Source organism: Sphingomonas sp. IC081, from assembly GCF_006874585.1.
Classification (GTDB): domain Bacteria; phylum Pseudomonadota; class Alphaproteobacteria; order Sphingomonadales; family Sphingomonadaceae; genus Novosphingobium.
In genome coordinates this window covers 57,187-80,426 of the sequence record NZ_CP029764.1, presented here as the reverse complement: position 1 = coordinate 80,426, position 23,240 = coordinate 57,187, and the positions used below count along the sequence as shown (strand labels likewise).

Genomic DNA, 23,240 nt, shown 5'->3' with positions numbered 1-23,240 from the left:
GGTCACTGGGAATGTGTCCATCAACTCTGGACGTTCGATGGCGATTCGGACAAGATCGCATTATGATGGGAAAACGGACAGTATGGGGCGGCCCGTGGCGCTGATCGGCTATGCGCGGGTATCCACCCCCGACCAGAAGCTCTCGCTTCAGCACGACGCACTGGAGCGGGCAGGATGCGACCGTGTTTTCGACGATCATGCGTCGGGCGCCAGGACTGACAGGCCCGGTCTTGCTGAAGCGCTGGCCTATCTGCGCGCCGGCGACACGCTGGTGGTGTGGAAGCTCGATCGGCTCGGCCGCTCGATGAGCCATCTGATCGAGAAGATCGGTGAATTGGCGTCGCGGGGCATCGGGTTCCGCTCGCTCACCGAGAACATCGACACAACCACGCCGGGAGGCATGCTGGTGTTCAACATCTTCGGCTCCCTCGCGCAGTTCGAGCGCGATCTGATCCGCGAGCGCACCCAGGCGGGTCTGCGCGCCGCGCGCGAGCGCGGCAGCAAGGGCGGTCGCCGCCCTGTCGTCACTCCCGACAAGCTGCGCAAGGCCCGGGCGCACATCGCAGCAGGCCTTACTGTGCGGGAGGCCGCCGCCCGCCTTAAAATCGGAAAAACCGCCCTTTACAAAGCGTTGGAAGGCGCAACGGCGGAATAGCTATGGCACCAAATATCGATCAGATCCGTTACCACGCTACACCAGCGCGGTCCCGCGTAGACGCACGTATTCGGGTTATCATGGGAATCTACATAGCCTGCTTCGGCCTCGGTTTTTTCAATCATGCGCGAGACTTTGTAGCATACGGATGGAGGCCCTATGATTGGGGACCATTTCAACTCGAGCTATTTTGGACATCACTGATATTCTTAGACGCGCTTGCTATTGTGCTACTTCTATCGCGCTTCAGACGGGCGGGATTGGTTTTGGCCGCGTCAATAATGATCGGTGACGTCGCTGCAAACACCTACGCTCTGGTAGCTTTGAGCATTCCGGCATTTGGCTTTTCGGTGCCGCTTCAGGCAACGTTTTTGGGCTTTATCCTAGGCTCGCTACCGTTCGTTTGGCCCGCAAAACCTTCTATGTTCCGATGAGCGCTGGCGCCTGTAGCAGCCTTCCCCCGTAATCGTACTGCATTCGTTCGTGTATCGCGTACGTAAAACTCACTTTCGTGTAGTCACCCCTCCACCGACCGCCAGCGCGATATGGTCAGCTTTCGGATCAACCAAGCTCTCGCCGGGCTGGGCAATGGCTGGATGATCCACGTTGACGCGCCGCGCCGCCCTGCTGCCGCCTACTCGGCTGCGGGTCTGTCGCATTTTCCTGACCCGGTGACGGACGCCATAGATCAGGAAAGGCGCGAATTATTCCAGTCCCTCGGCACCATGTATGAGGGCTATTTCGTCATTACCGCGACCTACTTCCCTCCGGTCATAGCGGAGCAAAAGTTTGTCGAGCTGATGTTTGACGACGATCGGGAGCGGCCGAACAACAAGCAACGCACGGCCGACCTGGTTGAACGCTTCAAGCGCGAAATCACCACATTTGAAAGCCGTCTGTCCTCGGCCGTGAAGCTGACCCGCCTTCGCGCTCACAAGGTCGAAAATGAGGACGGCTCGACCGTGACGCACGACGACTTTTTGCGGTGGCTGCAATTCTGCGTCACCGGCAAAAATCAGCCGGTCGTGCTGCCCTCGAACCCGATGTATCTCGATTCCATCATCGGCGGTGTCGAAATGTGGACGGGCGTAATCCCGCGCATCGGCAACAAGTTCGTCCAGACGGTAGCGATCGAAGGTTTCCCGATGGAATCGACGCCGGGCATCCTCTCGGCGCTGGGCGAGCTGCCGATTGAATATCGCTGGTCCACGCGGTTCATATTTATGGACCTCCATGAAGCTGTGAAACACCTTGAGGATTTCCGCAAAAAGTGGCGGCAAAAGGTTCGCGGCTTCTTCGATCAGGTTTTCCAGACCAACAGCGGCAAGATAGATCAGGACGCCCTTTCGATGGTGGCCGATGCCGATAATGCGCTGGAGGAAGTCAACTCCGGCCTTATCGCACAAGGATACTATACCGGCGTCGTCGTCCTGACGGACGAAAGCCGCGATAAGGTAGAACAGGCCGCGCGCCAGCTTGAAAAGGCTATCAACGCACTCGGTTTCGCGGCCCGTATCGAGACGGTGAACAACCTAGAGGCGTTCTTGGGCACGCTGCCGGGGCATGGCGTCGAAAACGTCCGCCGCCCGATCATCAACACCATGAACCTAGCCGACCTGATGCCGACCAGCTCGATATGGACCGGCCTCGATCATGCGCCGTGCCCGATGTATCCGCCCAGCTCGCCCCCGCTCATGTCTGGCGTCACCAACGGCTCCACGCCGTTCCGGCTCAATCTCCACGTCCGCGACGTGGGGCATAGCTTCATCTTCGGCCCCACGGGCGCAGGCAAGTCAACGCTGCTCGGCCTGCTCGCCGCCCAGCTCCGCCGCTATCCCGGCATGTCCATTTTCGCGTTCGACAAGGGCCTGTCGCTCTACCCGCTGGCGAAGGCGGTGGGCGGGGCGCATTTCACTGTCGCCGGGGATGACGAAAAGCTCGCCTTCTGCCCGCTCCAATTCCTCGAAACCAAGTCCGATCGCGCATGGGCAATGGATTGGATCGACACAATCCTAGCCCTCAACGGCGTGGCGACCACGCCCGCGCAACGCAACGAAATCGGCAACGCCATCGTCAACATGCACGCCAGCGGGGGCAAAACCCTCTCTGAATTTGTGGTCACGATTCAGGATGAAACGGTGCGCGAGGCGATCCGCACCTACACGGTGGACGGCTCTATGGGCCATCTTCTCGATGCGGAACATGACGGCCTGAGCCTGTCGGAATTTACCGTGTTTGAAGTCGAGGAGCTGATGAACCTCGGTGAAAAATACGCGCTGCCGGTCCTCCTCTATCTTTTCCGGCGTATCGAGCGATCTTTGAAGGGCCAGCCTGCCGCGATCATCCTTGATGAAGCATGGATTATGCTGGGGCATCCCGCCTTCCGGGCCAAAATCCGCGAATGGCTCCGGGTGCTGCGCAAGTCCAACTGCCTTGTTCTCATGGCAACGCAAAGCCTGTCTGACGCCGCAAATTCGGGCATCCTTGACGTTATCGTGGAGTCCACCGCGACCAAGATTTTCCTGCCGAACGTCTATGCGCGCGATGACGATACCGCCCAACTCTACAGACGCATGGGCCTCAATACACGCCAGATTGAAATCTTGGCGACGGCCATCCCCAAGCGCCAATATTACTATCTCTCGGAACAGGGGCGGCGGCTCTTTGAGCTGGCGCTAGGCCCCGTGGCCCTGTCCTTCGTCGGCGCGACCGACAAGGAATCCATCGCCACCATTAAGGCCCTTGAAGCGGCCTATGGCCCGGCATGGGTCAACGAGTGGCTGGCCATCCGTGGCGTCGAATCCACCATTAATATCGGCCGCGCGGCGGCGGCCCCCTATACCTCGGAGAAGCTGCATGAGTCTGTTTGACAAGCTGCGGGGGCGGCGAGCTGCGGAAAGCGCCCCGGTTGATCCCAACCCCTACCTGAACGCGCGGCGGCAATGGAATGAGCATGTGGGCGGCATCGCTGCCTCGCGGCGCTTGTGGCAGACTATGGCAATCCTTTCGATGCTGATCGTCCTCGCCGCTGTCGGCGGCATCATAGCGATTGGCAGTCAGTCGAAATTCATCCCTTACGTGGTCCGCGTGGACTCGCTGGGGGACGCGATAGCGACCCAGCGGGCCGATGTGGCTTCGCCGGTCGATGCGCGCGTGGTGCAAGCGCAAGTCGGCTCCTTCATCCAGTCGGCCCGCATGGTGACGGCTGACGTTGAACTCCAAAAGCAAGCCATTTTCCGGGTCTATGGGATGCTCGCGCCGAACGATCCGGCGTTGGCAAAGATGACCGACTATCTCAACGGCAATCCCGACAATACGCCTTTCGCCCGCGCGGCGCGGGAAACCGTGTCGGTCGAAATCGCCTCGGTAATTCAGCAAACCAAGACCTCTTGGCAGGTCGATTGGACCGAGACGGAGCGCGATCGGCAAGGCCAGCCTATCCAGCCTCCGGCGAAAATGCGCGCGCTCGTCACGATCCGCGTTGCGCCGCCCAGCTCGGCCACCACGGAGGAACAAATTAAGCAAAACCCCTTGGGCGTGTTCGTCCAAGATTTCTCTTGGTCGCGCACACTCTGATGGGAGGGACAATCAACATGAAGAAGATCGCCTATTTCGCCGCCGCCCTCGCGGCGCTGCCTTCGATCGCGTCCGCGCAGGACGGTCCGCCGCTTCCCGACGACATGCCGCCCGCGAACGCGCCCATGCCTGCCGGGGGAGGGGCGCAAGTAGATCCCAATGCCTATATCAGCCCGCGCAATCCGAACCTGACGCGCACCCAGCGCGAGGGTCTGTCGATCGCGCGGCGCTGGCAGGCGGAAAGCGCCGAAGGCATCAAGCCGGTGCCGGGCACCGAAGGCGCGGTATTGTTCGCCTTCGGCACCTCCGAACCCTCCGTGGTCTGTGCTGTGCTGCAAATCTGCGATGTGCAGTTGCAGCCGGGCGAGAACATCAATTCGGTCAACGTGGGCGATAGCGCCCGCTGGCTGATCGAACCGGCCGTTTCCAATTCCGGGCCGAACGAAACCCAGCATCTTATCATCAAGCCGCTCGATGCGAACTTGAATACAACGCTGATCGTGACGACCGATCGCCGCACCTACCATATCCGGTTGGTGTCGCACCGGACGCAATTCATGTCGCGGGTGGCGTTCACCTATCCCGATGAAGCGCAAGCCAAATGGGCCGCTTTCCGCGCTCGATCGGACACGGCGCGCGCCGAAAACACGATGGCGGTGCCCGATGGCGCGCGCGGGACGGGCAGGGGAGGGAGCGAATATCTCTCCAATCTCGATTTCCACTATAGCGTTGACGGCCGCGCACGCTGGAAGCCCGTCCGGGTTTACAATGATGGCGTCAAAACCATCATCGAAATGCCGCACGCGATGGAGCAGACGGAAGCGCCATCGCTGCTGATCGTCCGGGCCGGGGGCAGCGTCTCCAAGGCGGCTGATACCTCCATCGTCAATTATCGGCTCCAAGATGGCCGCTACATTGTCGATCAGATTTTTGACCAAGCGGTCCTCATCTCCGGTGTCGGCAAGCGCCAAGAGCGCGTCACCATCACAAGGGGGGGCTGATCGTGCGCGGTGCGATTTTTGTATCAGTGGCTTTCCTGCTTACGAGCTGCGCGGGCGTTTCGCACCGGGACAGCTTCGCCGTTCCGGCTCCTCCCGATCAGGCCCAAGCCCTCGTTGACGATTCCGTGGCGGAGCTGGTGAAACTCTACCCGCCTGCGATTAGCCGGGTGCTGATCCCGACTACCGGGGGCGGGGCCTATGGTGACGGCTTGCGCTCCTCGATGCGCCAAGCAGGCTATGCGGTGATTGAGGCGGGCAAGGGCGTGAAGCCCGATCCTGCGGCCACGCCGTTGCGCTATTACGTCGATCAGCCAATTGCCGATTCCTACCGCGTGACGCTGCGGGTCGGCGCGCAAACTTTCTCCCGCATCTATGGCGTGGATGAAAAGGGTATCTACCCGTCTGCCGGGTGGGCGCTCGATCTGACCGGCGCAACGCCGGAGCTGATCGAACGGGCGAACCGGCCCGTAGCGCCTGCCGCACCTCCTCCCGTTCCGTCGCCCGTCGCCAGCACGCAACCCGGCTTCGGCGGCAATGGAACAGAGGCCGGAACGTGGTCTGTCAGCCTGACGGGCTTCTCCTCCGAAAGCGCAGCACGCGCCTATTGGCGCGCGACGGCGCGCCTTCGCCCTTCGTGGGCGAGCGTGACGCCGCGCTTTGTCCAAAACGGACGCTCTCACGGCATCCAATTCGGACAGTTTCAATCCAGCGCGACGGCGCGCGCCAAGTGCAAGGGCATCCGTGCCGCGCGCTGTGGCGTCGTCAAGGCCGGGTAAGGGGGTAGGTTTATGTCTGATGCTGATAGCATGTCGCCGGAAGCCTCGCCGGGCGGTGCAGCGGACGGGAACAGCGGGCGCTTGGTGACGGGAGTTCGCAGGGTCAATAATGCGCCGCTGCTGATCGTCCTCGGCATTGTGGCGCTGTTCATCGCCATCGTGGTGTCGATTATGATTGATCGCTCCTCGGACAATGCGGCGACCAAGGTTCAACCGGCTGTCGGTCAAAGCTCGGCCGATGTTGCGAACAAGGTTGCGGGGACCGCTCCAAGCGGTGCTGCGGAAGTGATGGCGAACGCGCCCCCGCTGCCGCCTGCCGATGGCATCCCGGTCGCGCCGGTCGATCCCAATGCGCCGCCAACCGTCACCGCCTCGCCAGCGCAACCCAACGGCCCCACGGCGGCCGATCTGCGCCGGGCACGCATGGAAGCGATACGCGAAGCACGCCTTGCCCAATTTGGCAGCGCCGTGCGCTCTCCTACCGCCCTGAAATGGCAGGACGGCCGCAATGGGGCATCCTCTGGCGCTGGCGGCATGAGTGGCGGCGCTGATCCGGCAACCCAGCTCGTCGCCCTGCAACAGCAAATGGCCGCTGCAATGGCGCAGGGCCGCCAGCCCTCGGCCTCCGACATTGCCACCCTTACGGCCCTGTCAAACCAAGTGGCCGGGGGAGGAGCCGGAGCCGGGCAGGGTGCCGCCAATGCCCGCCCGCCTGCCAACTATGGCCAGTTCGCCAACAATGCGGGTGGCAATCGCTGGGCCTCGAACAGCCAAGTAGAAGCGCCCTCCCGCTACCAGCTCCGCGCGGGCTTCGTAATTCCCGGCACGCTGATCTCCGGCATCAACTCGCAAATACCGGGGCAGATTGTCGCGCAAGTTTCCCAAAACGTGTTCGATACCGCGACGGGCCGCTATCTCCTGATCCCGCAAGGCTCCCGCCTTGTCGGCGCGTATGATTCCAACCCGGTCTTTGGGCAGACGCGCGCGCTCATCGCGTGGCAACGGATCATCTTTCCTGACGGCAAGGCGATCGACCTTGGCGCTATGCCGGGGTCGGACAGCGCGGGCTATGCCGGGTTCCATGACCAAGTGAACGCGCATTGGTTCCGTATCTTCGGCTCCGCTCTGCTCATGTCTGGTGTGACCGCTGGCGTAACCCTTAGTCAGCCGCAAACCGGCCTCAACGCCAATGGCACCATGTCCGCCAGCCAAGCCCTTAGCCAAGCTCTCGGCCAGCAGCTCGGACAGACCACGGCGATGATGATTGAGCGCAATCTGAACATATCGCCCACGCTGATTATCCGGCCCGGCTTCCGCTTCAATGTGGTCGTCGTGAAAGACCTCACATTTTCAAAGCCTTACCGCTCATTCGATTATTGACGCCAGATGAAAGGGAGCAAGCAAAATGAAGTCTCGAATTTTAGCCGCTAAAATTTCTTTGGCGATCACTCTCGCGCTGGCGGCCCCGTCCGCCAATGCGCAAATCTCGGTTATCGACGTTGCGAACGTCCGCCAGACAACCGTTTCCGCGCTGCAAAACGTCGCCACGGTGGCGAAGCAAATCCAGCAGTATCAGACGCAGCTACAGCAATACCAAAATATGATTCAGAACACGGTCGGCGCGCCGGTCCAGCTCTGGCAGCAGGCTACGCAAACGATCGACAGCCTCCAAGGGCAGGTCAATCAAATCAGCTCGTTCGCTCGTCAAGCTGGCGACGTGAACACCTACATGAATCAATTCAAAAATCCGTCTTACTATCAGACCAATGCTTGCACGTTCGGGAACTGCACGGCGGCGCAGCGCGCGGCGGCTCTGTCCGCTACTCGCGCCCGCACGACAAGCCAGATGGCCGCAAATGCCGACGCTATGAACGGCATCAACAGCGCCATGACAACGCTTGCGTCTGACGGCCAGCGCCTCGACCAGTTGCAGGCCAATGCCACGGGTGCGAGCGGGCAAATGCAAGCCCTGTCCTACGCCAATCAATTTGCGGCCCAACAAGCCAGTGAGTTGCAGAAAATTCGCGGCGTCCTGCTCGCGCAAAGCGCCGCGCTGACGGCTCAATCGCAATATCAGCTCGATCGCGATGCTGCGGCAACAGAGGCATCGGCCGCAATGCGGAAAACCAAACCGACGCCGATCGGAACCTATCAGAATTAAGGAAAGCCCATGCCGAAATTGCGTCAACTTATCGCCGCGTCCTGCTGCACCGCTACACTTCTTCTCGCGGCCTGCGGCAAGTCCGAACCGAAAACGATGCTCTATTACTCTCAACACCTAGACGAAGCCCGCGAGAAGGTCGCCCGATGCAAATCCGGCGTCGAAACCGACGCGGAGTGCCAAGAAGCGGGCAGCGCACTAGCGCACGAAACCAAGCCGACGCCGATCGGAACCTATCAGAATTGAGGATAGCACTATGAAGGCTCTGGCTCGCCTACACCTGTCCGCCTTGGGGGTGGCGCTCACGCTCGCCGCGACTCCCGCCTATGCGCAATCGCAAGGTATGCTCGATAATGTTCTGAACAAATATAAGAGCATGGCGGCGGCGTGGGCGAGCGTCTTCACAACGCACGCGACAATTCTATTCGGCACACTAGCGGCGGTCAGCCTCATTTGGACGTTCGGGGTAATGGCGTTGCGCCGCGCCGATCTTGGCGAATTTGCTTCGGAAGCAATTCGCTTCGCCATCTTCTGCGGCTTCTTCTGGTGGCTGCTCATCAACGGCCCGGCGATCGGCTTGGCGATCATTGAAGGGCTGCGCTCGTTGGGTGCGCAGGCATCCGGCCTGCCTAACAATCTCGCGCCATCGGGTATTGTGGACATTGGTTTCGACATTTTCCGCCAAGCTGTCGAAGCGTCCAGCGTCCTAACTCCGGTCGATTCCGCTCTTTCTATCTTGGTTTCGCTGGGCATCCTGATTGTTTTGGCTCTCGTCGGCGTGAATATGCTGCTGCTGTTGGCCTCCGGCTATGTCCTCGCCTATGCCGGGGTTATCTTTTTGGGCTTCGGCGGCGCGCGGTGGACCAGCGATATTGCGCTGAACTATTTCAAAACGGTGGTCGCGGTGGGCGCGTCCCTGATGACGATGGTTCTTATCGTCGGCGTCGGCAAAACCTTCCTTGACCAATATTATGCCGCAACGGGCGAGGGTTCGTCTCTCCAAGATTTAGGGACCATGCTTGTCTTCGCGGTCGTCCTTCTGGCGCTCGTAAACAAGGTTCCCGCGATGGTCGGGGGCGTTATAAGCGGCGGCTCGATCCACGCGGCGGGCGGTATCGGAGCCTTTGGGGCAGGGGCCGCGCTGGGTGCTGCCGGGATGGCCGCTGGGGCGGCGGCCACGGGTGGAGCTATGATCGCTGCTGGCGCGATGAACGCTGCGGGTGGAGCCAGCGCGATCAAGGCCGCCTTCGCTGCCGCTGGTGGGAGCGGTGGTGAAGGCGGCCAAACCGGCATGGGAGGCGGGCAACCGCTTTCGTCGGCGGGCGACATGCCGGGAGGCGGCGATAACGGCGGCGGCGGTGGCGGTGGGGGCGGCGGCACGCCCCTTAGCGTCGCTATGGGCGGCGATGGCGGTTCCCCCCCGGCCAATGACAACAGCGGCCTTCAAGGCGGCTCGGAAGCCGCCAGCGCGGGCGGTGGCACGGCTGCAAGCGCCGCTGCGGGTAGCGAGGCGGCCGATCGTGAAGACGGCAACGGCGGCGGCGCTGCCGGTGGCTCGCCTGCGGGGGAGGGGGAGGCCAGCTCCGCCAGCTCGCAAGGTGAAGGCGCGCCCGAAAGTGGCGACACTGGCGGCACGCAACGCACCGGCCTTAGCCGTGCGGCGAAAACCGCAAGCATCCTCGGCGGCGCTGCCGCTGGTATGGCGGTGGGCGCTTTGAAAGAGCGGGTGGGAAATACGGTGGGCGGCCGACTGGCGGCCAATATCCGCGCGTCGGCCGCCTCGGCATCGTCGGGAAGTGAAACGCTCGCTCCCGCGACCGGCGCGGGCAGTCCCGCCAGTTCGTCCGATTCATCGCCACCCCCCACGGCGCAATTCGCGGGCGATACCATTTCGGCCGCCCGTGATGCGGGCGACATGGAGACGCCAGAGGATGAAGTTGCGGCCTTCGTCCAGAGAAGGGGGGACAGCTAATCATGGCCGCTGATCTGCCTCCGGTTGTCATAGAAGAACGGGTGCAATGCTCGATCGCGGCGGCGCTGCGCTATAACATTCCGGCGAACGTCATGCTGGCGGTCGCGGAACAAGAGAACGGTCGGCCCGGCGCGCGCGTCCAGAACACCAATAACACCGCCGATCTTGGCTCGATGCAGCTCAATTCCAGCTATATTCAATCGCTGGCACGCTACGGCATCCGGCCCGAATATGTGCTTGCGGCGGGGTGCTATCCCTACAACCTCGCTGCATGGCGTATCAGAAACCATATCCGGGATGACAAGGGCGACCTGTGGACGCGGGTTGCCAATTATCATTCCCGAACGCCGGTCCATAATGCCCGCTATCGGGCGCTGATTATGGCGAAAGGCGCGCGCTGGGAGGCGTGGCTTTCCTCGCGCTATAATACCTACAGCGTGAACGGCGTGCCGGTAAGCGGCGGCGCTCCTGCTGCGCGATCGACCTCGATCCCACTCACGATCACGGCGGCCGACGCGACGGGCGGGGGCCAGCTCGCGGCGCAACCCGCGATCGTCCAGCCCGAAGGCAGCGCCGACGCCTCGGCGGGCTATGTCGCCTCGATCTTGGCCGCTGCGTTCAATGCTCGCATAACCGATACGTGGCGGGCGCTGGAAGCCAATTACGGGGCCGCCAACAGCTTTCACAAATATGGGCAGGCGGTGGATTTCGTGCCGCGTGCCGGGCTGCACACGATCACGCGCGAGCAAATCCGCGCCGTGATGGCGCAACATGGTATTCGCGTGGCGGAGCTGCTGGGGCCGGGGGACCGGGGCCATGCCGATCATTGGCATCTGGCTTTCTATACCGGCGATCAGACTCGGCCGCTCGATCGCGCTCAAATTGTCGTCGCCAGAGCGGAACGCGGGGTAGGGGGCCTAACCTCGGCGGCCGTGCAGCCGATGGCCAACTATGAGGCTGCGCCAGCTCCACAAGCCCGCGTCATGGCGGCTCGGCCGAACGCCGCGCCTATTTCCGTTGCGGTGAATTTCCGGCGCGACATGCTGCATCCTTCGCCTACCGATCCCACGGCGGACCCGCGATTTATTCCGCGCACAATCACCGCCAGCAATTGAAGCGACGGCGCGCTAGGCGCTCAATTCGGCAAGCCGGTGTGGGCGCTGATCCCCATCCCGGCCAGCTCCTCAATGAGCCAGTCTCGAAAGTCCGAAATGGATTTCGCGCCTTCGGCCCTCAAGGCGGCAACGTCTTCCTCTTTGAAACTCCAATCGTCCTTGCCGATGTGGCGCAAGGCGCGCCAAACGCAATGCTTCTGATAGCTGTAGATCGCGCAACGGAGATACCCGCGAACGATCTTTTCCATAGCCGCATCGTCATTGCGGTGGCGATCTAGCAATGCGTCAAGGTCGGCTACGGACGGATTGGGATCAAGCATGGTCGGCCTCGATCTGTAGGGCGAGCTGGGCGAGGCGATCGGGAGCAAGCAAGTCGTCGGCCGCAAGGTCGATAGCGAAGGGTTCGCCGGGTTCGGGCGGCCGTCGATCGGCGGCGAAAGCGGCAAGATAGGGTTGCGCCGCGTCGGTTTCGATCCAGCGCCAGAAGGCAGGCCCTTGGCCGAATAGCCCGGCCTCGAACATATCGAGCCGGGCTTGCGCGAAATCATCGCACATTAGGCGAAGTGGATCACGGCCGATTCAGTGGTCCGCCCCTGCGGGCGCACGACAATATCGACCTTGCAGCCAAGCCGGGTGAGCATGGCTAGAAGCCGCTCAACCGAGACGCTGCGGAACTGGCCTCGCAGGATGCGCGACAATTCCGGTTGGGTAGATCCCGTAACCTTGGCGGCGGCGATCTGCGTCAACTTCCGCTCCTGCATGGCCTCGGCCACACGGGTAACGAGCTGGGCTTTCAAAAGGTGGGTGTCGGGGTCGGCAAAGCCTAGATCGGCAAAGACATTGCCGCTGCCTTCCTCAATGATTTCGTCCTGTGCGCTCATGCTGTGCCTCGCGGGGTCTGGTGTTGCCGGTGATGCTCCTCGGCGGATTTCAGCCGCGTTCGGATCAAATCCATATCGGCCTGCGGCGTGGCCTTGCCCTGCTTGGATTTCTTCTGGAAGGCGTGCAGGACATAGACCGCCTCCGCGAATTTGACCGTATAGACCGTGCGGAACGTATCGCCTTGGTGGTCGTCTATGATCTCGACCACGCCAGCGCCGCCAAAGCCCTTCAACGGCTTAGTGCTGGCGTGCTGCCCGCCTTGCTGCGCAAGGTGCAGGGCATAGCCCATTACGTCCTGCACATCGTCCGGGAACTCCCGAAAATCGCGCTTTGACGATGCCACCCATCGAACCGGCCGTTCCGTATCCATCGCGGCTATTATGCACAAATATACATAACCCGCAAGCGGAAATTATGCGCGTATGTGCATATTGCCAGCTCGCTATGCCGATTGAGGCGACCGCGATCGGGGCGGCTCAATCGAGCGCCCTGCGCGACGAATGTATCAACGCCGGGGATGCAGGGCCGTAATTTTATGCTAGAGGCCCGGCGCGGCCCACGCCCCCCAATTTGTGCGGCCGTCCACTTCCGACGATGGCCCGCAAGGACTAGCCATCGTCGGAAGACCAACAAACAATCTAGCCGATGCCACGCGCCGCCCCTGTCCGGGCAGGCGAGGGCTGCTTGCCGTTGTAATAAAATTACTGCTCAATCTGGCCCTAGTTGCGCGTGCAATTTCCCTATTGTTGAGTCATCGTCCTCCCTACAGCGACCGAAAGGAGGACTAGGCTATGGTTGATTCTTCCAATATCTATCGAGAGCAACAGAAAGCGGTTGCCCTAGAGTTCATGGAAAAAGCTCTTGCGATACTCGTTGAGGTCGATGATTCAGCCGCAGATTGTTATCTGCAACAATCAATAGATACGTGCATGGCGTCACCGCGCATGACATTTCCCGAAGATGAATTTTGGGATTGTGTTGATGAATTGCCACATTTGAGGGCATAGCGTGGATGGTACGCTAAACAACGCTAAGAGCGAACAATCAGCGAACGCTAGCAGTGCGGCTATCCGCTTGCGGCCGCTCAACCCGATCAATAAATGCATTGAGGCGGCAAGCAGGGCATCCCGGACAGCTTTCCGAATTGATCAGATACACGAGTACGCATGGCGGTGAGCGCTCGCGCTAAGTCTGGGGTCGAGGCGCGTAGCTGGGCGAGGTAGCGGGCATGATTTGCTGAGATGCGCCGAACTCGTTCTGCCTGAGCGGCTTGCGCGGCGGTGACCGCTGGCTTGGTTGCGATGCTGAGTGCTGACTGCCCCTCAAACTGCCGGACGAGTAGAGCGACTAGCGTCTCGGCATCAGGGGGAAAGTCCGCCAGACGGTCTCGCCTAGTCACGTCGGGCTCACCACTTGGCCCTTCCTCGTTCACCAACGTCACGACCCATCCCTCTGTCTCGATCCGCCAGCGGACGAGAGCATCGTCGCTGGCGAAACTGAGGCGGACGTTTCCCGTCGTGGTCGGCATGAGCGATGGTATCTCGGGAACGGCGTACAATGTCGCATCCAATGCCCAGGTGCCGAAGCGTTGTGTGGGCGCATCTTCCTGCCCTGGGAAAACACGGAAGGCGGCGAACTCGCTGTCTTGATGGAAAAAGCCTTCGCCGTGCGTCAGCGTGGCCAGCACCTTGCCGTCGCGGTCTATAAGCTCGGATCGACCATCCTCGGTGACTTGGGCCTGCCCCAAGGCGTCGAAATTGTATGTCGAGGTGAAGCGAGGCGGGAATGCCCACTGTCCATCGGCATGGATGAAGCCTGCGCGTTCGCCTTCCTTGGCTGCGGCAAGACCCTGATCGTCGAAGCCGCCGACCTGCGAAAATCTTGCCGGGATGACGATCGCGCCCGTCTTGGCGTTAGCGAAACCGTAGCGAGCAGTTGCCAGATCCTGAAAACGGACAAGCCCATTTGGGCTGACGCCCCAGACTATGACGCCTGCTGGGAAGCGCGTCACTACCGCGCCCTTAGCATCTATGTAGGCGACCTCGCGAGGTCCGAGCGCGACGCGTGCAAGGCCGGTGGGGGCCTCGATCCCACCGTCCGCCAGATCACCGGTGAAGTTGCCTGCAAAGCTGAAACGCTCCGGAATCACGAACCGGTCATTGCGATCAATATAGCCCCAACGCGACCCGTCTTTTCCGTAACCGCCGGTAAGTGTCGCGGGGGCGAGACCGTTTGCAGCGAAGCTACCGATCCCACCATAACGCATCGGTATCACTTCACGCCCGGTGCGGTCGATCGCACCGAAACGACCGGCTTTGCTGACCCCCGTCAGCGCCGCACCACGGAACGGCCGAATGATGTCGTAGCGTGGTTCCACCACGATGCGTCCTGTCCGGTCGATCATGCCCGCAGACAAGCCAAAGCCATCTTTGTCGCGTATCTTGACGATCGCGAGCCCATCTTCATCAAAGGCCTGCGCGCCCGCGAAGCGCGGTTCGATCACAACCTTGCCAGCTTCGTCGGCATAGCCCCATTGATCGCCGATCCGAACGGGCTCGGGTCCATGAACAAACAACGCGTGGTCAGAAGCGGCATCTCCGATTTCGTCGAAAATGAGGCCGGTAGTCGCACGCGTGCGGAGATTGAAATATCCGGCTTTGCCTCCGCGTCGTACAGCTACCCAGTCACCACGGAAGAGGGTGGATCCAGCTTCCCACTTGGCGGGTTCGACTACCTGCCCAGTACGATCAACATACCCGGTTAGAGGCACACGCCGCAATGTTTGGGCTTCGCCCCCCGTGGAAACCAGGAGAGCGACCGCGAGAGCAAGACGTTTCATATTCCTCCTAATCCCTGCTTGGCTCATGCTGGCCGCGCGACGCCGAGCCGTTTCATCTCCCGATACACCGTCGACGGCTCTGTTGCAAAGATTGGCGGCAGTCAGAGGTAGGCTGTCGCTCTGCGCCGATCAGGCGGCTGCTGCGAAATGGTGGTTGAGCATGCCCATGGCCTCCGTCAGCGCCGAGGGCCCAATGCCAAAAGCTCTCTCCACAAGGCGCACCTCGCCCCTGATGCCGGGCTGCAGGCACCAGGGGCGAGCCTGTCCTTTGCGCAGGGCTCGCATGACTTCGAATCCCTTGATCGTGGCATAGGCCGTGGGGATCGATTTGAAACCGCGCACCGGCTTGATCAGTATCTTGAGCTTTCCGTGATCGGCCTCGATCACGTTATTGAGATACTTCACCTGCCGGTGGGCCGTCTCCCGGTCCAGCTTTCCTTCGCGCTTCAATTCGGTGATCGCTGCACCATAGCTCGGCGCTTTGTCGGTATTGAGCGTGGCAGGCTTTTCCCAGTGCTTCAGGCCTCGCAGGGCCTTGCCCAGGAACCGCTTCGCTGCCTTGGCGCTGCGGGTCGGCGACAGGTAGAAATCGATCGTGTCGCCCCGCTTGTCGACTGCCCGGTACAGGTAGGTCCACTTGCCCCGCACCTTGACGTAGGTTTCATCCAGGCGCCAGCTCGGATCAAAGCCACGCCGCCAGAACCAGCGCAGCCGCTTCTCCATCTCCGGGGCGTAGCACTGGACCCAGCGATAGATCGTCGTATGGTCGACCGAAATGCCGCGTTCCGCCAGCATTTCCTCAAGGTCGCGATAGCTGATCGGATAGCGACAATACCAGCGCACCGCCCACAGGATCACATCACCCTGGAAATGGCGCCACTTGAAATCCGTCATCGTTCCGTCCGTCCAATCTCCGCCAAGCATGCTCAAGCTTCACGATTTTTGCAACAGAGCCACAACGCCCACCAAATCCGCGCCATGCTCACCCAGGAGAAGGTTGCCGATACCGACAAGCATTTTCGCATTGTAGGCGAGGAAGCCTATTGCGCCGCAGGCGGCACCTTCACCACCGATCTTTTCGGAGAACGTCGCTATTGCGATGATGCGGGCCTTGTCATGGACCTTGTGCAAGATCGGCTCGACGCCATCGCCAAGGCGGCGCGCGAAGATGGCTGGCGCGATGCAGAAGGGCAGCTCTACCGGCCTGATTCCTACTGGATGCGCGGCCATCTGGAACCCGCTGGCGAGCGCCATCCGACCGAGGAAGAAACCGCGCAGCTGGTCGAGATCGAGGCGGCAATCGCCAAGCGGGAAAGCGAGGTGGACGAGGACGAGCACGACTATGACGACGAGTTGCGCGCCCTTACCTGCAAGCAGGACGCTATCGTATCGGCTTGCCGCGTCTTCACCGCCGAGCAGAAGGCCGAGCACTCGCTTATCGTCTTCATCGGGCATGACGGTATCGAACAGGTTGCGTTCACGCGCAGCGCCAAGGGCACCGCCGCCGATGGCCCCAAGCCTCCCCGGCCCGACTACTCGCAGAAGGTCATGGATCAGCTGGGCGGCATCCGCACGATGGCGGTTCGGGAAGCCCTTGCCAGCGACCCGGAGCTGGCGCTGGACGTGCTCTTGACGGGCCTATTGGGGCAGGTTCGCGGCAACTCCTATTCGTGGCAACAAGCCGCCGAAATCACCGCCGAGAAGAACCGCTTCCATGTTGACGAGGCGATCATGGGCCATTCCACGATTGCCGACATTGACGAAATCGCGGGGGCCGATCTTGCCCGCTTGGCCGAGACACCCACGCTGGACGACATGCGCCAGATGGACAGCGAAGCGAAATTGCGGCTGCTGGCCTACTGCGTGGCCTCGCAGATCACGAGCCTTTCGTTCCATAGCGACCGCGACCGCCAGCTGGCGCAGATCGTCGCGGCCGCGCAGATCGACATGGCCGACAAGTGGGAACCCAATCAGGTATTCTATGACCAGCTTAGCAAGGCCACGCTCTTGAAGCTGCTGGCCGAAGGTTGCGGCAACGACGCCGCAGAGAATTGCCAGACCATGAAGCGCTCTGATCTTGCCGTGACGGTCAACGAGCGCCTTGCGGGGCGGCGCATCCTGCCCCCCGCCCTTCGACCCTCTGCCTTGCCCGATGCCGCTGATAGCGAAAGCCAAGCGGCATGACGGCATGGGGAGCGCGCTTCACTCCCGCGCTCCCCGCAAACTTGCGGGGCGGTGGCAGCTGCCACCGCACCCATTTTACAGAACGCAGCCGGTAAAATCGGCCGCGTATAATGAGCGGCCAGGGCCGCGCGTTGCCGGTGGTGGCAGCTGCCACCGGGGGAACACCAAGGGCACCCGCCCTTTCGTTCCCGAAGCATAATCGACAGGACCGGGTTGCACGCCAAGTTCGGCCAGTTCCGGCGCGATCGCGCGCGCCGGGGCCTCCCTAGACGCGCCGCCCGCACCACTCCCATCGATTTTGCTTCCCCCTCCCCATCCCGCGCTTCGCCAGCGGGTCAGAGCCGCAGGCCGCAGGCAGCGGCTTCGCCTAAAGGAGTGAAAAATGGCTAAGGAAACGAACCGGATCGACATTTATCAGGCCGTCACCGACGACATTCTTGCGATGCTGGAAGCGGGCACCAAGCCGTGGGTGAAGCCGTGGAGCGGTGGGCCGACCATTCCGCTCCGGCACAATGGGGTCGCCTATCGTGGGATCAACGTCCTCAGCCTTTGGGCCAGCGCTATGCGTCAGGGCTTCGCCTCGCCCTATTGGCTGACCTTCAAACAGGCGTTGGAGCTGGGCGGCAATGTCAGGAAGGGCAGCAAGGGAACCACCATTGTCTATGCCAACAAGCTTGTCGTGAAAGACTCCGAGACGGACAACGAGCGCGCCATTCCGTTCTTGAAACGATACACGGTTTTCAATGCCGATCAGGTCGAAGGACTGGACGGCAAATATCCCGCGCCCGCCCCGATCATCACCAATCCCGAAACCCGCGACGTTGAGCTTGAAGTGATGTTCTCTCGCATCGACGCAACCGTTCGCATCGGCGGATCGCAAGCCTATTACCACACCCGCGACGACTATATCCAAATGCCCGCTTTTGAAGCGTTCCATTCCGCCGACGACTACTATGCCACGCTTGCGCATGAGGCCGTGCATCATGCAGGGCATGAAAGCCGCCTCAACCGAAAAACCCTGATTTCAACGAGCCGCGCCGACTATGCGAGGGACGAACTCGTGGCCGAGCTGGGCGCATCCTTCATCGGCGCGATTGTCGGTTTCAAGGTCGAGGAACGCGAAGACCATGCCGCGTATATCGAGCACTGGTTGACCGCGCTCCGCAACGACAAGCGCGCCATTTTTGAGGCAGCCCGCGAGGCGCAGAACGCCGCCGACTACCTATTGGCGATGATGACCGACCAAGCGGATTGAATGCCCCGCCCCGCAAAATGCACGAGACGCCGCGCTTGCGCGGCGTCTCATTTCAGGAAAGTGAAATATGGGGGGCTACTCAATGTGGTTTATATACAAATCCCGACATGTTAACTATGGGCGGGAGCAGGTCGTTTTTAGGTGCAAAATGGAAAATATCATCGACACCTACAGGAATCGCATCAAGGCGATGGGGTATGAGCCGCGTCGGCAGGAAGACATTCCTGACGTGATGGCAGCTTATTGCGAAGCAATCGCAAATTGCAAGATTGAAGGACTTGAATTGGTTTCGGATGACCATTCTTTTTGTTTGCTGTTGGTCGAAACCCAAATTCCCGTCGATGTGGTGATTGGTCTGGCGCAGGACTACAACCGTGATGTTCTGTCCCGCCAGAAACTTGCTGCATGATTGGTGAGCGACCCTTACACCTGGCGTAACAGCGACGTTCTTCGGAACAAGCTGGGAATCCGCGACGATAATATCCTCAAGGAGCGAGAAGCTTTCTTCTCGGTTGTCCGACATGGCGAGCTGGTCGTGCAGCGCGCCGCGCCGGCGACGAATGCGCGCGAGTATCGCGAACTGCACAATCATCTGTTTCAGGACGTATATGATTGGGCGGGGCGCTTTCGGACCGTGGACATAAGCAAACCCGGCAGCACTTTTGCCCGAGCGCACTTCATTGCCCGCAGCATGGAGCACGAATTTAAGCAGCTGCCCGACCTCCAAACCCTCAAGTCGATGGATCGTGATCGCTTTGCCGATACCATGGGGCGACATATTTCCGAATTAAATGCCGTTCATCCGTTCCGTGAGGGCAATGGTCGCACCATGCGGCTGCACTTGCAGCTACATTCCCTTGCGGCCGAAAAATTCGTCTCGATCCAGGCAATGGGGCCGAAGGACTGGATGGAGGCGAGCCGCGATAGCTTCCATACCGGAAATCACGCCTCCCTCGCCAAAGTCATCCGCGATGCAATGCCGCTCGAACAGAACCGCGTCGAGCCAGCGCGTGGGCCAGCGGGCATCGCGTTTCCGCCCTCGATGGAATCTCTCATGCCAGTTGGCGAACGGCGCGCAATGAGTATCGAGCAGGCCAAGGATCAAATTAGCCGTTACCTACCTACTGCGCAAACCGTTGCGTCGCGGCAGCATGAGCAGCTTAACCGGATCGCGGAAACGTCCGCTGACATGCGCCAGCTGGCCGCACGTTCAGCGCAGGAGCTTGCCTTTTTCCGCGATCCCAAAGGGCCGATGCACCACCTTCAGCTGATTGAGCAACGCCGCTATCATCAGATCGAGGTCAATTGGTCCGAGGGCATGGACCCGCTGCAAAGAGTCCGCGCCATCAGCGCGGGCGCCGCAGATTTCCTTTCGAAAATGACCGACCGCGACATTCAGGCCGCCGATCGCGCGCTACGTCTGCAAGTCATGCCTCCCGGCGTCAGTCAGGTTGATCTACGCCTTGCCGCGCAATTCGAGAAAAACTCGCCTGAGCAGAACCGGGCCGATGCCAGGTTCGCGCAATTCCAGCTCGCCATTGATAAGCGCGTCGCGACAGCTACCGAGCGCGGCGCATCGAAGGAACAGCTGGCGCAGATCGTCGAAAGCGCAAAGGCGCATGTCGCCGCAACATTGCGCGAAGGCAAATCACCGACACAGGCGGCCGAGAAATCAAAGGACCGCGAGCGCTGAAAATGAGCGGCCAGGGCCGCGCGCCTAGTAGTCTGTCAGCTGCCACATAGGATCGAGCGGCCCAGGGCCGCGCCCCGTCAGTGGTGGCAGTTGCCACCGGGGGGAACACCAAGGGCACCCGCCCTTTCGTTCCCGAAGCATAATCGACAGGACCGGGTTGCACGCCAAGTTCGGCCAGTTCCGGCGCGCTCGCGCGCGCCGGGGCCTCCCTAGACGCGCCGCCCGCACCACTCCCATCGATTTTGCTTCCCCCTCCCCATCCCGCGCTTCGCCAGCGGGTCAGAGCCGCAGGCCGCAGGCAGCGGCTTCGCCTAAAGGAGTGAGGAAAATGGAAGCGACAACTGACCAGATCGCCACCATCGCGGCGCTGAACGACATTGCGCGGCGAACGATGGGTGTGACTTGTCGCACCGTGATTACGCAAGGCATCGCGGCGCTGGACGAGAACACGCAGTCCGACATTCTCAAGATGATCGAGGGCTTTGAGGATTTCACACCCGACAACGACCCGCACGGCGAGCATGACGCCGGTTTCCTTTATCGTGATGTGATTGGCCAATGGCATACCCGCTGGACTGACGACAGCACGCGCCCAGCCCTCTCGGTCATGTGGAAGTTCGACTATTACGACCGCGATCTTGAATTTGGCAGCGCCGAACCGTGGAATCCCGATGCCACAACCCGCGTGCTCACCATTCTCCTAACCAGTGAATATTGAGGGAGGCCATCATGACCAAATCGCCCCCGGTTATCGAGCTTAGCTGGCGTGATGAGAATTATGGTTCCGTCTGCGCCGTCGCCGCTTTCCGCAACTATGCGGGCACACTGGATTGGAGCCACCGCACCCACCAGCGGTTTCGCGGATGCCTGAAACGTGCAGGCTTCGCGTTCCATTGGGGGCGATGCAGCTATATCGCCACCAGCGGCACCCGCGAAGAGAGGCAGCACGCCCTTTGTGACGAGCTGGCCCGCGCAGGATTCCAGATCGACAGCGGCGACGTGAGGGCAGAGGCATGAACCGCGAACGCCGCAAGCAGATCGCCGCCGCCCGCGTGCTGATCGACAAGGGCAAAGCCCTGTTGGATGAGGCGCGCGACATGCTTGAAACCGTCAAGGATGACGAACAGGCCGCCCGCGAGAATCTACCACCCAGCCTTGAGGACAGCGAACGTGCGCAGGCGATGGACGCCGCAGTTTCCGAACTGGAAAGCGCGATTTCAGCCCTTGAAGACTTCGACGCCGACGAGATCGGCACAAACCTCGACACCGCCAGCGAATAGGAAGGATTGACCATGCAACCCATGCGCCACCTAGATCGAGACACGCGCCGCGCCCGCCTTCTGGCGGCGCGCACGCGCCCCGTCGGCGGCATCAACCGGCGCGGCATCTTCACCGGCCATTGGGACGGCGGCGATGTTGTGCGCCAGTTTCGCGGCGACAACGGATCATGGATCGGCCTTGCCGCCTACAAGGCGAAAGAAGAGCCGGAGCCGCAGCCATGAAAATCAGCAACACGGCGAGCGCCGTTCGCGTCACCCTCTCGCCTACCGAGATCAGCGATTTGCAATTTGTGATCGAGGCGGCCGAGCGCGCGGGGCATTATATGCCCGCGCGCGTCCCCAACATCATGGCGGCGCTGACGCGCAGCGCCGACGATGTTCGGATGAAACAGGCGATGAAGCGGGCGGAAAAAGATCGCGTAACGCGGATCGAGCAGGACCGGCGCGCGCGCGAACGCCAATTCATGCTAGGCGACCGATACAGCGTCATGGCGAGCCGCGCCGACTACGCCGATGCGTCTTCCGATCCGGACGCGCGCCAATGGGTTGACCTAGTGTTTCATGAAATCATGCAGAGGCCGCTTCCCGATCAATACGAACTCCGGCGCGACGTGTGGCGTGTCCACGTTGTCCAACTGGACGGCGGCACGCTCGGCGCTGTTGTAGGCGGCGATTGCACTCAAACCGCCGACCCCGCCGAAATTACTTCCGTAGCAGGGCAGCTGATCGCCCGCTTCGAGGGCAGAGCTTGACCGGCGTGGAGCGGTGGCAGCTGCCACCGCTTTCAGAGAGATCTAGAATTTGGCGATGAGAGGCAGCAGCGCCGCCGCTTGGCTTCCCAGGACCGGCACCCAATATTTCGCGGCGCGGTAATCAGGGCCGTGATCGACCGCCATCACCCCAAAGACATATCCGATCATCGGCAGCGTCCACAGCAGACGCCCGCCCAGGTCTACGCCCATCAGCACCAGCGCAACGCCGAGCACGGCCCAAAGCGGAATCAGTCGTTCCATGATTTCGCGATGACGGACTATTCGCCATGCGCTCTCCCAGTCATCGGCACTAACCTGCGATACGAGGCTCATAGCTTCCCCTTTTCATCAACGGTCGCCGGGGATCATCCAACGGCTTTATGAAAATGTGAAGAGCGTTTCGCGCGCATTCTCGCCAGTCCGTTGTATAGCCTTCATCGAGCGAGGGCGAAGGACTGTGACAGCGGCCTTTCGCAAATCCTCTCGCTCAAAGGAGGTGATGTGATTTGACAGCATATGAAGCAGCTCAATTGACGATCGCAGCCGTCGCGCTCGTGATTGCAATTGTGAAGCTGGGGAAGTCCGATAAGGGCTGATCCAGCGGGGCGGGTGGTCTGACAGGGCCGCCCGCCCTAAAAGTTTGAACCCGCCGTGTGACAGCACGGCGGGTTCAGGTAGGTGCGTGAAATGAATCAGCACACGAAGCATTGCCTATATAGCCCTTTTCCCTTGCCAATCCAATAACCGGCGTGCGCGCGGCGCGTTCCCCTCCTGTTCCGTTTGGCGCATAAGCGCCCAACGGCCGCGAACTACAACCGCCCCAAGCCCATTGATCCTATCTGGTATCGGCAAGGCTGCTATCTGCGCATCCAGTGCGCTTGCGGTCGCCGCGTCGTCGCCCCGCTGGGCGACTTCGCCCGCTCACGCCGCATTTCTTTCGATACCCGCATATACGAACTCATCGCGCGGCTTCGGTGCAGCCAGTGCCGCCGCAAACCTTATGCGGACGTGTCGCGCAACCGCTCGGGCAATTAAACTGACGGAGGATCCGATTACTCGGATGCTTCCGGCGCTATCCGTTGGGCATGTCGCCGGCGAC

26 protein-coding genes and 1 pseudogene are annotated in these 23,240 nt (G+C 61.2%); 20 read left to right on the top strand and 7 right to left on the bottom strand.

What is annotated here, in order from left to right; genetic code table 11:
* Positions 1-94 precede the first annotated feature (94 nt).
* The 10 genes and pseudogenes from DM450_RS24270 to DM450_RS24225 all read left to right on the top strand — a co-directional run bounded on the left by DM450_RS24270 (position 95) and on the right by DM450_RS24225 (position 11,256).
* Complete coding sequence (locus DM450_RS24270; RefSeq protein ID WP_099231134.1) at positions 95-655, top strand: recombinase family protein; 561 nt, start codon at positions 95-97, stop codon at positions 653-655.
* Between the two features lie 524 nt (positions 656-1,179).
* Positions 1,180-3,525 (top strand): annotated as a pseudogene (locus tag DM450_RS24265) (VirB4 family type IV secretion/conjugal transfer ATPase); the annotation flags it as partial.
* Positions 3,512-4,231, top strand: coding sequence for a VirB8/TrbF family protein (locus tag DM450_RS24260; RefSeq protein ID WP_006964394.1), 720 nt, complete (start codon positions 3,512-3,514; stop codon positions 4,229-4,231). The pseudogene DM450_RS24265 and the gene DM450_RS24260, both read left to right, overlap by 14 nt.
* A 17-nt stretch (positions 4,232-4,248) precedes the next feature.
* Positions 4,249-5,232: a P-type conjugative transfer protein TrbG gene (gene trbG, locus DM450_RS24255; RefSeq protein ID WP_006964392.1), complete on the top strand. Its 984-nt coding sequence runs from the start codon at positions 4,249-4,251 to the stop codon at positions 5,230-5,232.
* 2 nt (positions 5,233-5,234) lie between these two features.
* Positions 5,235-6,008 carry an SPOR domain-containing protein gene (locus DM450_RS24250; protein ID WP_019053953.1) on the top strand — a complete coding sequence of 258 codons (774 nt, stop codon included), beginning with the start codon at positions 5,235-5,237 and terminating at the stop codon, positions 6,006-6,008.
* A gap of 12 nt (positions 6,009-6,020) precedes the next feature.
* The gene (locus DM450_RS24245; RefSeq protein ID WP_026149855.1) at positions 6,021-7,388 is read left to right on the top strand and encodes a TrbI/VirB10 family protein; all 1,368 of its coding nucleotides are present in this window, start codon (positions 6,021-6,023) and stop codon (positions 7,386-7,388) included.
* 25 nt (positions 7,389-7,413) lie between these two features.
* The gene (gene trbJ, locus DM450_RS24240; RefSeq protein ID WP_022675885.1) at positions 7,414-8,169 is read left to right on the top strand and encodes a P-type conjugative transfer protein TrbJ; all 756 of its coding nucleotides are present in this window, start codon (positions 7,414-7,416) and stop codon (positions 8,167-8,169) included.
* 9 nt (positions 8,170-8,178) lie between these two features.
* Positions 8,179-8,415 carry an EexN family lipoprotein gene (locus DM450_RS24235; protein WP_054944502.1) on the top strand — a complete coding sequence of 79 codons (237 nt, stop codon included), beginning with the start codon at positions 8,179-8,181 and terminating at the stop codon, positions 8,413-8,415.
* Positions 8,416-8,425: 10 nt separating this feature from the next.
* Positions 8,426-10,141 carry a P-type conjugative transfer protein TrbL gene (gene trbL, locus DM450_RS24230; RefSeq protein WP_030092735.1) on the top strand — a complete coding sequence of 572 codons (1,716 nt, stop codon included), beginning with the start codon at positions 8,426-8,428 and terminating at the stop codon, positions 10,139-10,141.
* A gap of 2 nt (positions 10,142-10,143) precedes the next feature.
* Positions 10,144-11,256 (top strand): transglycosylase SLT domain-containing protein, encoded by a 1,113-nt coding sequence (locus DM450_RS24225; RefSeq protein ID WP_142639902.1) that lies wholly within the window; start codon positions 10,144-10,146, stop codon positions 11,254-11,256.
* 20 nt (positions 11,257-11,276) lie between these two features.
* Here DM450_RS24225 and DM450_RS24220 read toward each other — a convergent pair whose 3' ends face one another.
* The 4 genes from DM450_RS24220 to DM450_RS24205 are packed head-to-tail and all read right to left on the bottom strand — an operon-like array spanning position 11,277 to position 12,508.
* A complete protein-coding gene (locus DM450_RS24220; protein WP_013041567.1) occupies positions 11,277-11,576 on the bottom strand; it encodes a hypothetical protein in 300 nt (99 codons plus the stop codon).
* Positions 11,569-11,811 carry a hypothetical protein gene (locus DM450_RS24215; RefSeq protein WP_013041566.1) on the bottom strand — a complete coding sequence of 81 codons (243 nt, stop codon included), beginning with the start codon at positions 11,809-11,811 and terminating at the stop codon, positions 11,569-11,571. The genes DM450_RS24220 and DM450_RS24215 overlap by 8 nt, the downstream gene beginning before the upstream one ends.
* On the bottom strand, positions 11,811-12,137 hold the full coding sequence (locus tag DM450_RS24210) for a helix-turn-helix domain-containing protein (RefSeq protein WP_006964370.1): 327 nt from the start codon (positions 12,135-12,137) through the stop codon (positions 11,811-11,813). Before DM450_RS24210 ends, DM450_RS24215 begins: the two co-directional genes overlap by 1 nt.
* Entirely contained in the window at positions 12,134-12,508 is a 375-nt protein-coding gene (locus DM450_RS24205) for a type II toxin-antitoxin system RelE/ParE family toxin (RefSeq protein WP_013041565.1), read from the bottom strand. The genes DM450_RS24210 and DM450_RS24205 overlap by 4 nt, the downstream gene beginning before the upstream one ends.
* Before the next feature lie 421 nt (positions 12,509-12,929).
* Between DM450_RS24205 and DM450_RS24195 the strand changes: the two genes are divergently transcribed.
* A complete protein-coding gene (locus DM450_RS24195) occupies positions 12,930-13,145 on the top strand; it encodes a hypothetical protein (RefSeq protein WP_142639898.1) in 216 nt (71 codons plus the stop codon).
* Between the two features lie 86 nt (positions 13,146-13,231).
* Here the strand turns inward: DM450_RS24195 and DM450_RS24190 are convergent, their stop codons facing one another.
* Positions 13,232-14,977, bottom strand: coding sequence for a WG repeat-containing protein (locus DM450_RS24190; RefSeq protein ID WP_142639896.1), 1,746 nt, complete (start codon positions 14,975-14,977; stop codon positions 13,232-13,234).
* A 129-nt stretch (positions 14,978-15,106) separates the two neighbouring features.
* Positions 15,107-15,871 (bottom strand): IS6-like element IS6100 family transposase, encoded by a 765-nt coding sequence (locus DM450_RS24180; protein ID WP_001389365.1) that lies wholly within the window; start codon positions 15,869-15,871, stop codon positions 15,107-15,109.
* 84 nt (positions 15,872-15,955) lie between these two features.
* Between DM450_RS24180 and DM450_RS24170 the strand changes: the two genes are divergently transcribed.
* From DM450_RS24170 to DM450_RS24125, 9 genes are all read left to right on the top strand, one after another.
* Positions 15,956-17,161, top strand: a complete 1,206-nt coding sequence (locus DM450_RS24170) for a hypothetical protein (RefSeq protein WP_260610719.1) — start codon at positions 15,956-15,958, stop codon at positions 17,159-17,161.
* A gap of 382 nt (positions 17,162-17,543) precedes the next feature.
* Positions 17,544-18,416 (top strand): ArdC family protein, encoded by an 873-nt coding sequence (locus DM450_RS24160; protein WP_059153607.1) that lies wholly within the window; start codon positions 17,544-17,546, stop codon positions 18,414-18,416.
* A 148-nt stretch (positions 18,417-18,564) separates the two neighbouring features.
* Entirely contained in the window at positions 18,565-18,825 is a 261-nt protein-coding gene (locus tag DM450_RS24155) for a hypothetical protein (RefSeq protein ID WP_142639894.1), read from the top strand.
* 3 nt (positions 18,826-18,828) lie between these two features.
* Complete coding sequence (locus tag DM450_RS24150; protein ID WP_142639892.1) at positions 18,829-20,109, top strand: Fic/DOC family protein; 1,281 nt, start codon at positions 18,829-18,831, stop codon at positions 20,107-20,109.
* A 328-nt stretch (positions 20,110-20,437) separates the two neighbouring features.
* Complete coding sequence (locus DM450_RS24145; RefSeq protein ID WP_008831643.1) at positions 20,438-20,827, top strand: DUF3768 domain-containing protein; 390 nt, start codon at positions 20,438-20,440, stop codon at positions 20,825-20,827.
* Positions 20,828-20,838: 11 nt separating this feature from the next.
* Positions 20,839-21,126, top strand: a complete 288-nt coding sequence (locus DM450_RS24140; protein WP_142639890.1) for a hypothetical protein — start codon at positions 20,839-20,841, stop codon at positions 21,124-21,126.
* Positions 21,123-21,389, top strand: a complete 267-nt coding sequence (locus DM450_RS24135; RefSeq protein ID WP_008831641.1) for a hypothetical protein — start codon at positions 21,123-21,125, stop codon at positions 21,387-21,389. Before DM450_RS24140 ends, DM450_RS24135 begins: the two co-directional genes overlap by 4 nt.
* Before the next feature lie 12 nt (positions 21,390-21,401).
* Entirely contained in the window at positions 21,402-21,611 is a 210-nt protein-coding gene (locus DM450_RS24130; RefSeq protein ID WP_004213310.1) for a hypothetical protein, read from the top strand.
* Positions 21,608-22,141 carry a hypothetical protein gene (locus DM450_RS24125; protein ID WP_142639888.1) on the top strand — a complete coding sequence of 178 codons (534 nt, stop codon included), beginning with the start codon at positions 21,608-21,610 and terminating at the stop codon, positions 22,139-22,141. The genes DM450_RS24130 and DM450_RS24125 overlap by 4 nt, the downstream gene beginning before the upstream one ends.
* A gap of 42 nt (positions 22,142-22,183) precedes the next feature.
* On the opposite strand, the gene DM450_RS24120 is transcribed toward DM450_RS24125, so the two are convergent.
* Entirely contained in the window at positions 22,184-22,474 is a 291-nt protein-coding gene (locus tag DM450_RS24120; protein WP_142639886.1) for a hypothetical protein, read from the bottom strand.
* Between the last annotated feature and the right edge of the window lie 766 nt (positions 22,475-23,240).

Coding starts and splice junctions, on each gene's coding strand:
- DM450_RS24260 (WP_006964394.1), top strand. CDS start 3,512: ATGAGTCTGTTTGACAAGCTGCGGGGGCGGCGAGCTGCGGAAAGCGCC.
- trbG (WP_006964392.1), top strand. CDS start 4,249: ATGAAGAAGATCGCCTATTTCGCCGCCGCCCTCGCGGCGCTGCCTTCG.
- DM450_RS24245 (WP_026149855.1), top strand. CDS start 6,021: ATGTCTGATGCTGATAGCATGTCGCCGGAAGCCTCGCCGGGCGGTGCA.
- trbJ (WP_022675885.1), top strand. CDS start 7,414: ATGAAGTCTCGAATTTTAGCCGCTAAAATTTCTTTGGCGATCACTCTC.
- DM450_RS24235 (WP_054944502.1), top strand. CDS start 8,179: ATGCCGAAATTGCGTCAACTTATCGCCGCGTCCTGCTGCACCGCTACA.
- trbL (WP_030092735.1), top strand. CDS start 8,426: ATGAAGGCTCTGGCTCGCCTACACCTGTCCGCCTTGGGGGTGGCGCTC.
- DM450_RS24225 (WP_142639902.1), top strand. CDS start 10,144: ATGGCCGCTGATCTGCCTCCGGTTGTCATAGAAGAACGGGTGCAATGC.
- DM450_RS24220 (WP_013041567.1), bottom strand. CDS start 11,576: ATGCTTGATCCCAATCCGTCCGTAGCCGACCTTGACGCATTGCTAGAT.
- DM450_RS24215 (WP_013041566.1), bottom strand. CDS start 11,811: ATGTGCGATGATTTCGCGCAAGCCCGGCTCGATATGTTCGAGGCCGGG.
- DM450_RS24210 (WP_006964370.1), bottom strand. CDS start 12,137: ATGAGCGCACAGGACGAAATCATTGAGGAAGGCAGCGGCAATGTCTTT.
- DM450_RS24205 (WP_013041565.1), bottom strand. CDS start 12,508: ATGGATACGGAACGGCCGGTTCGATGGGTGGCATCGTCAAAGCGCGAT.
- DM450_RS24195 (WP_142639898.1), top strand. CDS start 12,930: ATGGTTGATTCTTCCAATATCTATCGAGAGCAACAGAAAGCGGTTGCC.
- DM450_RS24190 (WP_142639896.1), bottom strand. CDS start 14,977: ATGAAACGTCTTGCTCTCGCGGTCGCTCTCCTGGTTTCCACGGGGGGC.
- DM450_RS24180 (WP_001389365.1), bottom strand. CDS start 15,871: ATGACGGATTTCAAGTGGCGCCATTTCCAGGGTGATGTGATCCTGTGG.
- DM450_RS24170 (WP_260610719.1), top strand. CDS start 15,956: ATGCTCACCCAGGAGAAGGTTGCCGATACCGACAAGCATTTTCGCATT.
- DM450_RS24160 (WP_059153607.1), top strand. CDS start 17,544: ATGGCTAAGGAAACGAACCGGATCGACATTTATCAGGCCGTCACCGAC.
- DM450_RS24155 (WP_142639894.1), top strand. CDS start 18,565: ATGGAAAATATCATCGACACCTACAGGAATCGCATCAAGGCGATGGGG.
- DM450_RS24145 (WP_008831643.1), top strand. CDS start 20,438: ATGGAAGCGACAACTGACCAGATCGCCACCATCGCGGCGCTGAACGAC.
- DM450_RS24140 (WP_142639890.1), top strand. CDS start 20,839: ATGACCAAATCGCCCCCGGTTATCGAGCTTAGCTGGCGTGATGAGAAT.
- DM450_RS24135 (WP_008831641.1), top strand. CDS start 21,123: ATGAACCGCGAACGCCGCAAGCAGATCGCCGCCGCCCGCGTGCTGATC.
- DM450_RS24130 (WP_004213310.1), top strand. CDS start 21,402: ATGCAACCCATGCGCCACCTAGATCGAGACACGCGCCGCGCCCGCCTT.
- DM450_RS24125 (WP_142639888.1), top strand. CDS start 21,608: ATGAAAATCAGCAACACGGCGAGCGCCGTTCGCGTCACCCTCTCGCCT.
- DM450_RS24120 (WP_142639886.1), bottom strand. CDS start 22,474: ATGAGCCTCGTATCGCAGGTTAGTGCCGATGACTGGGAGAGCGCATGG.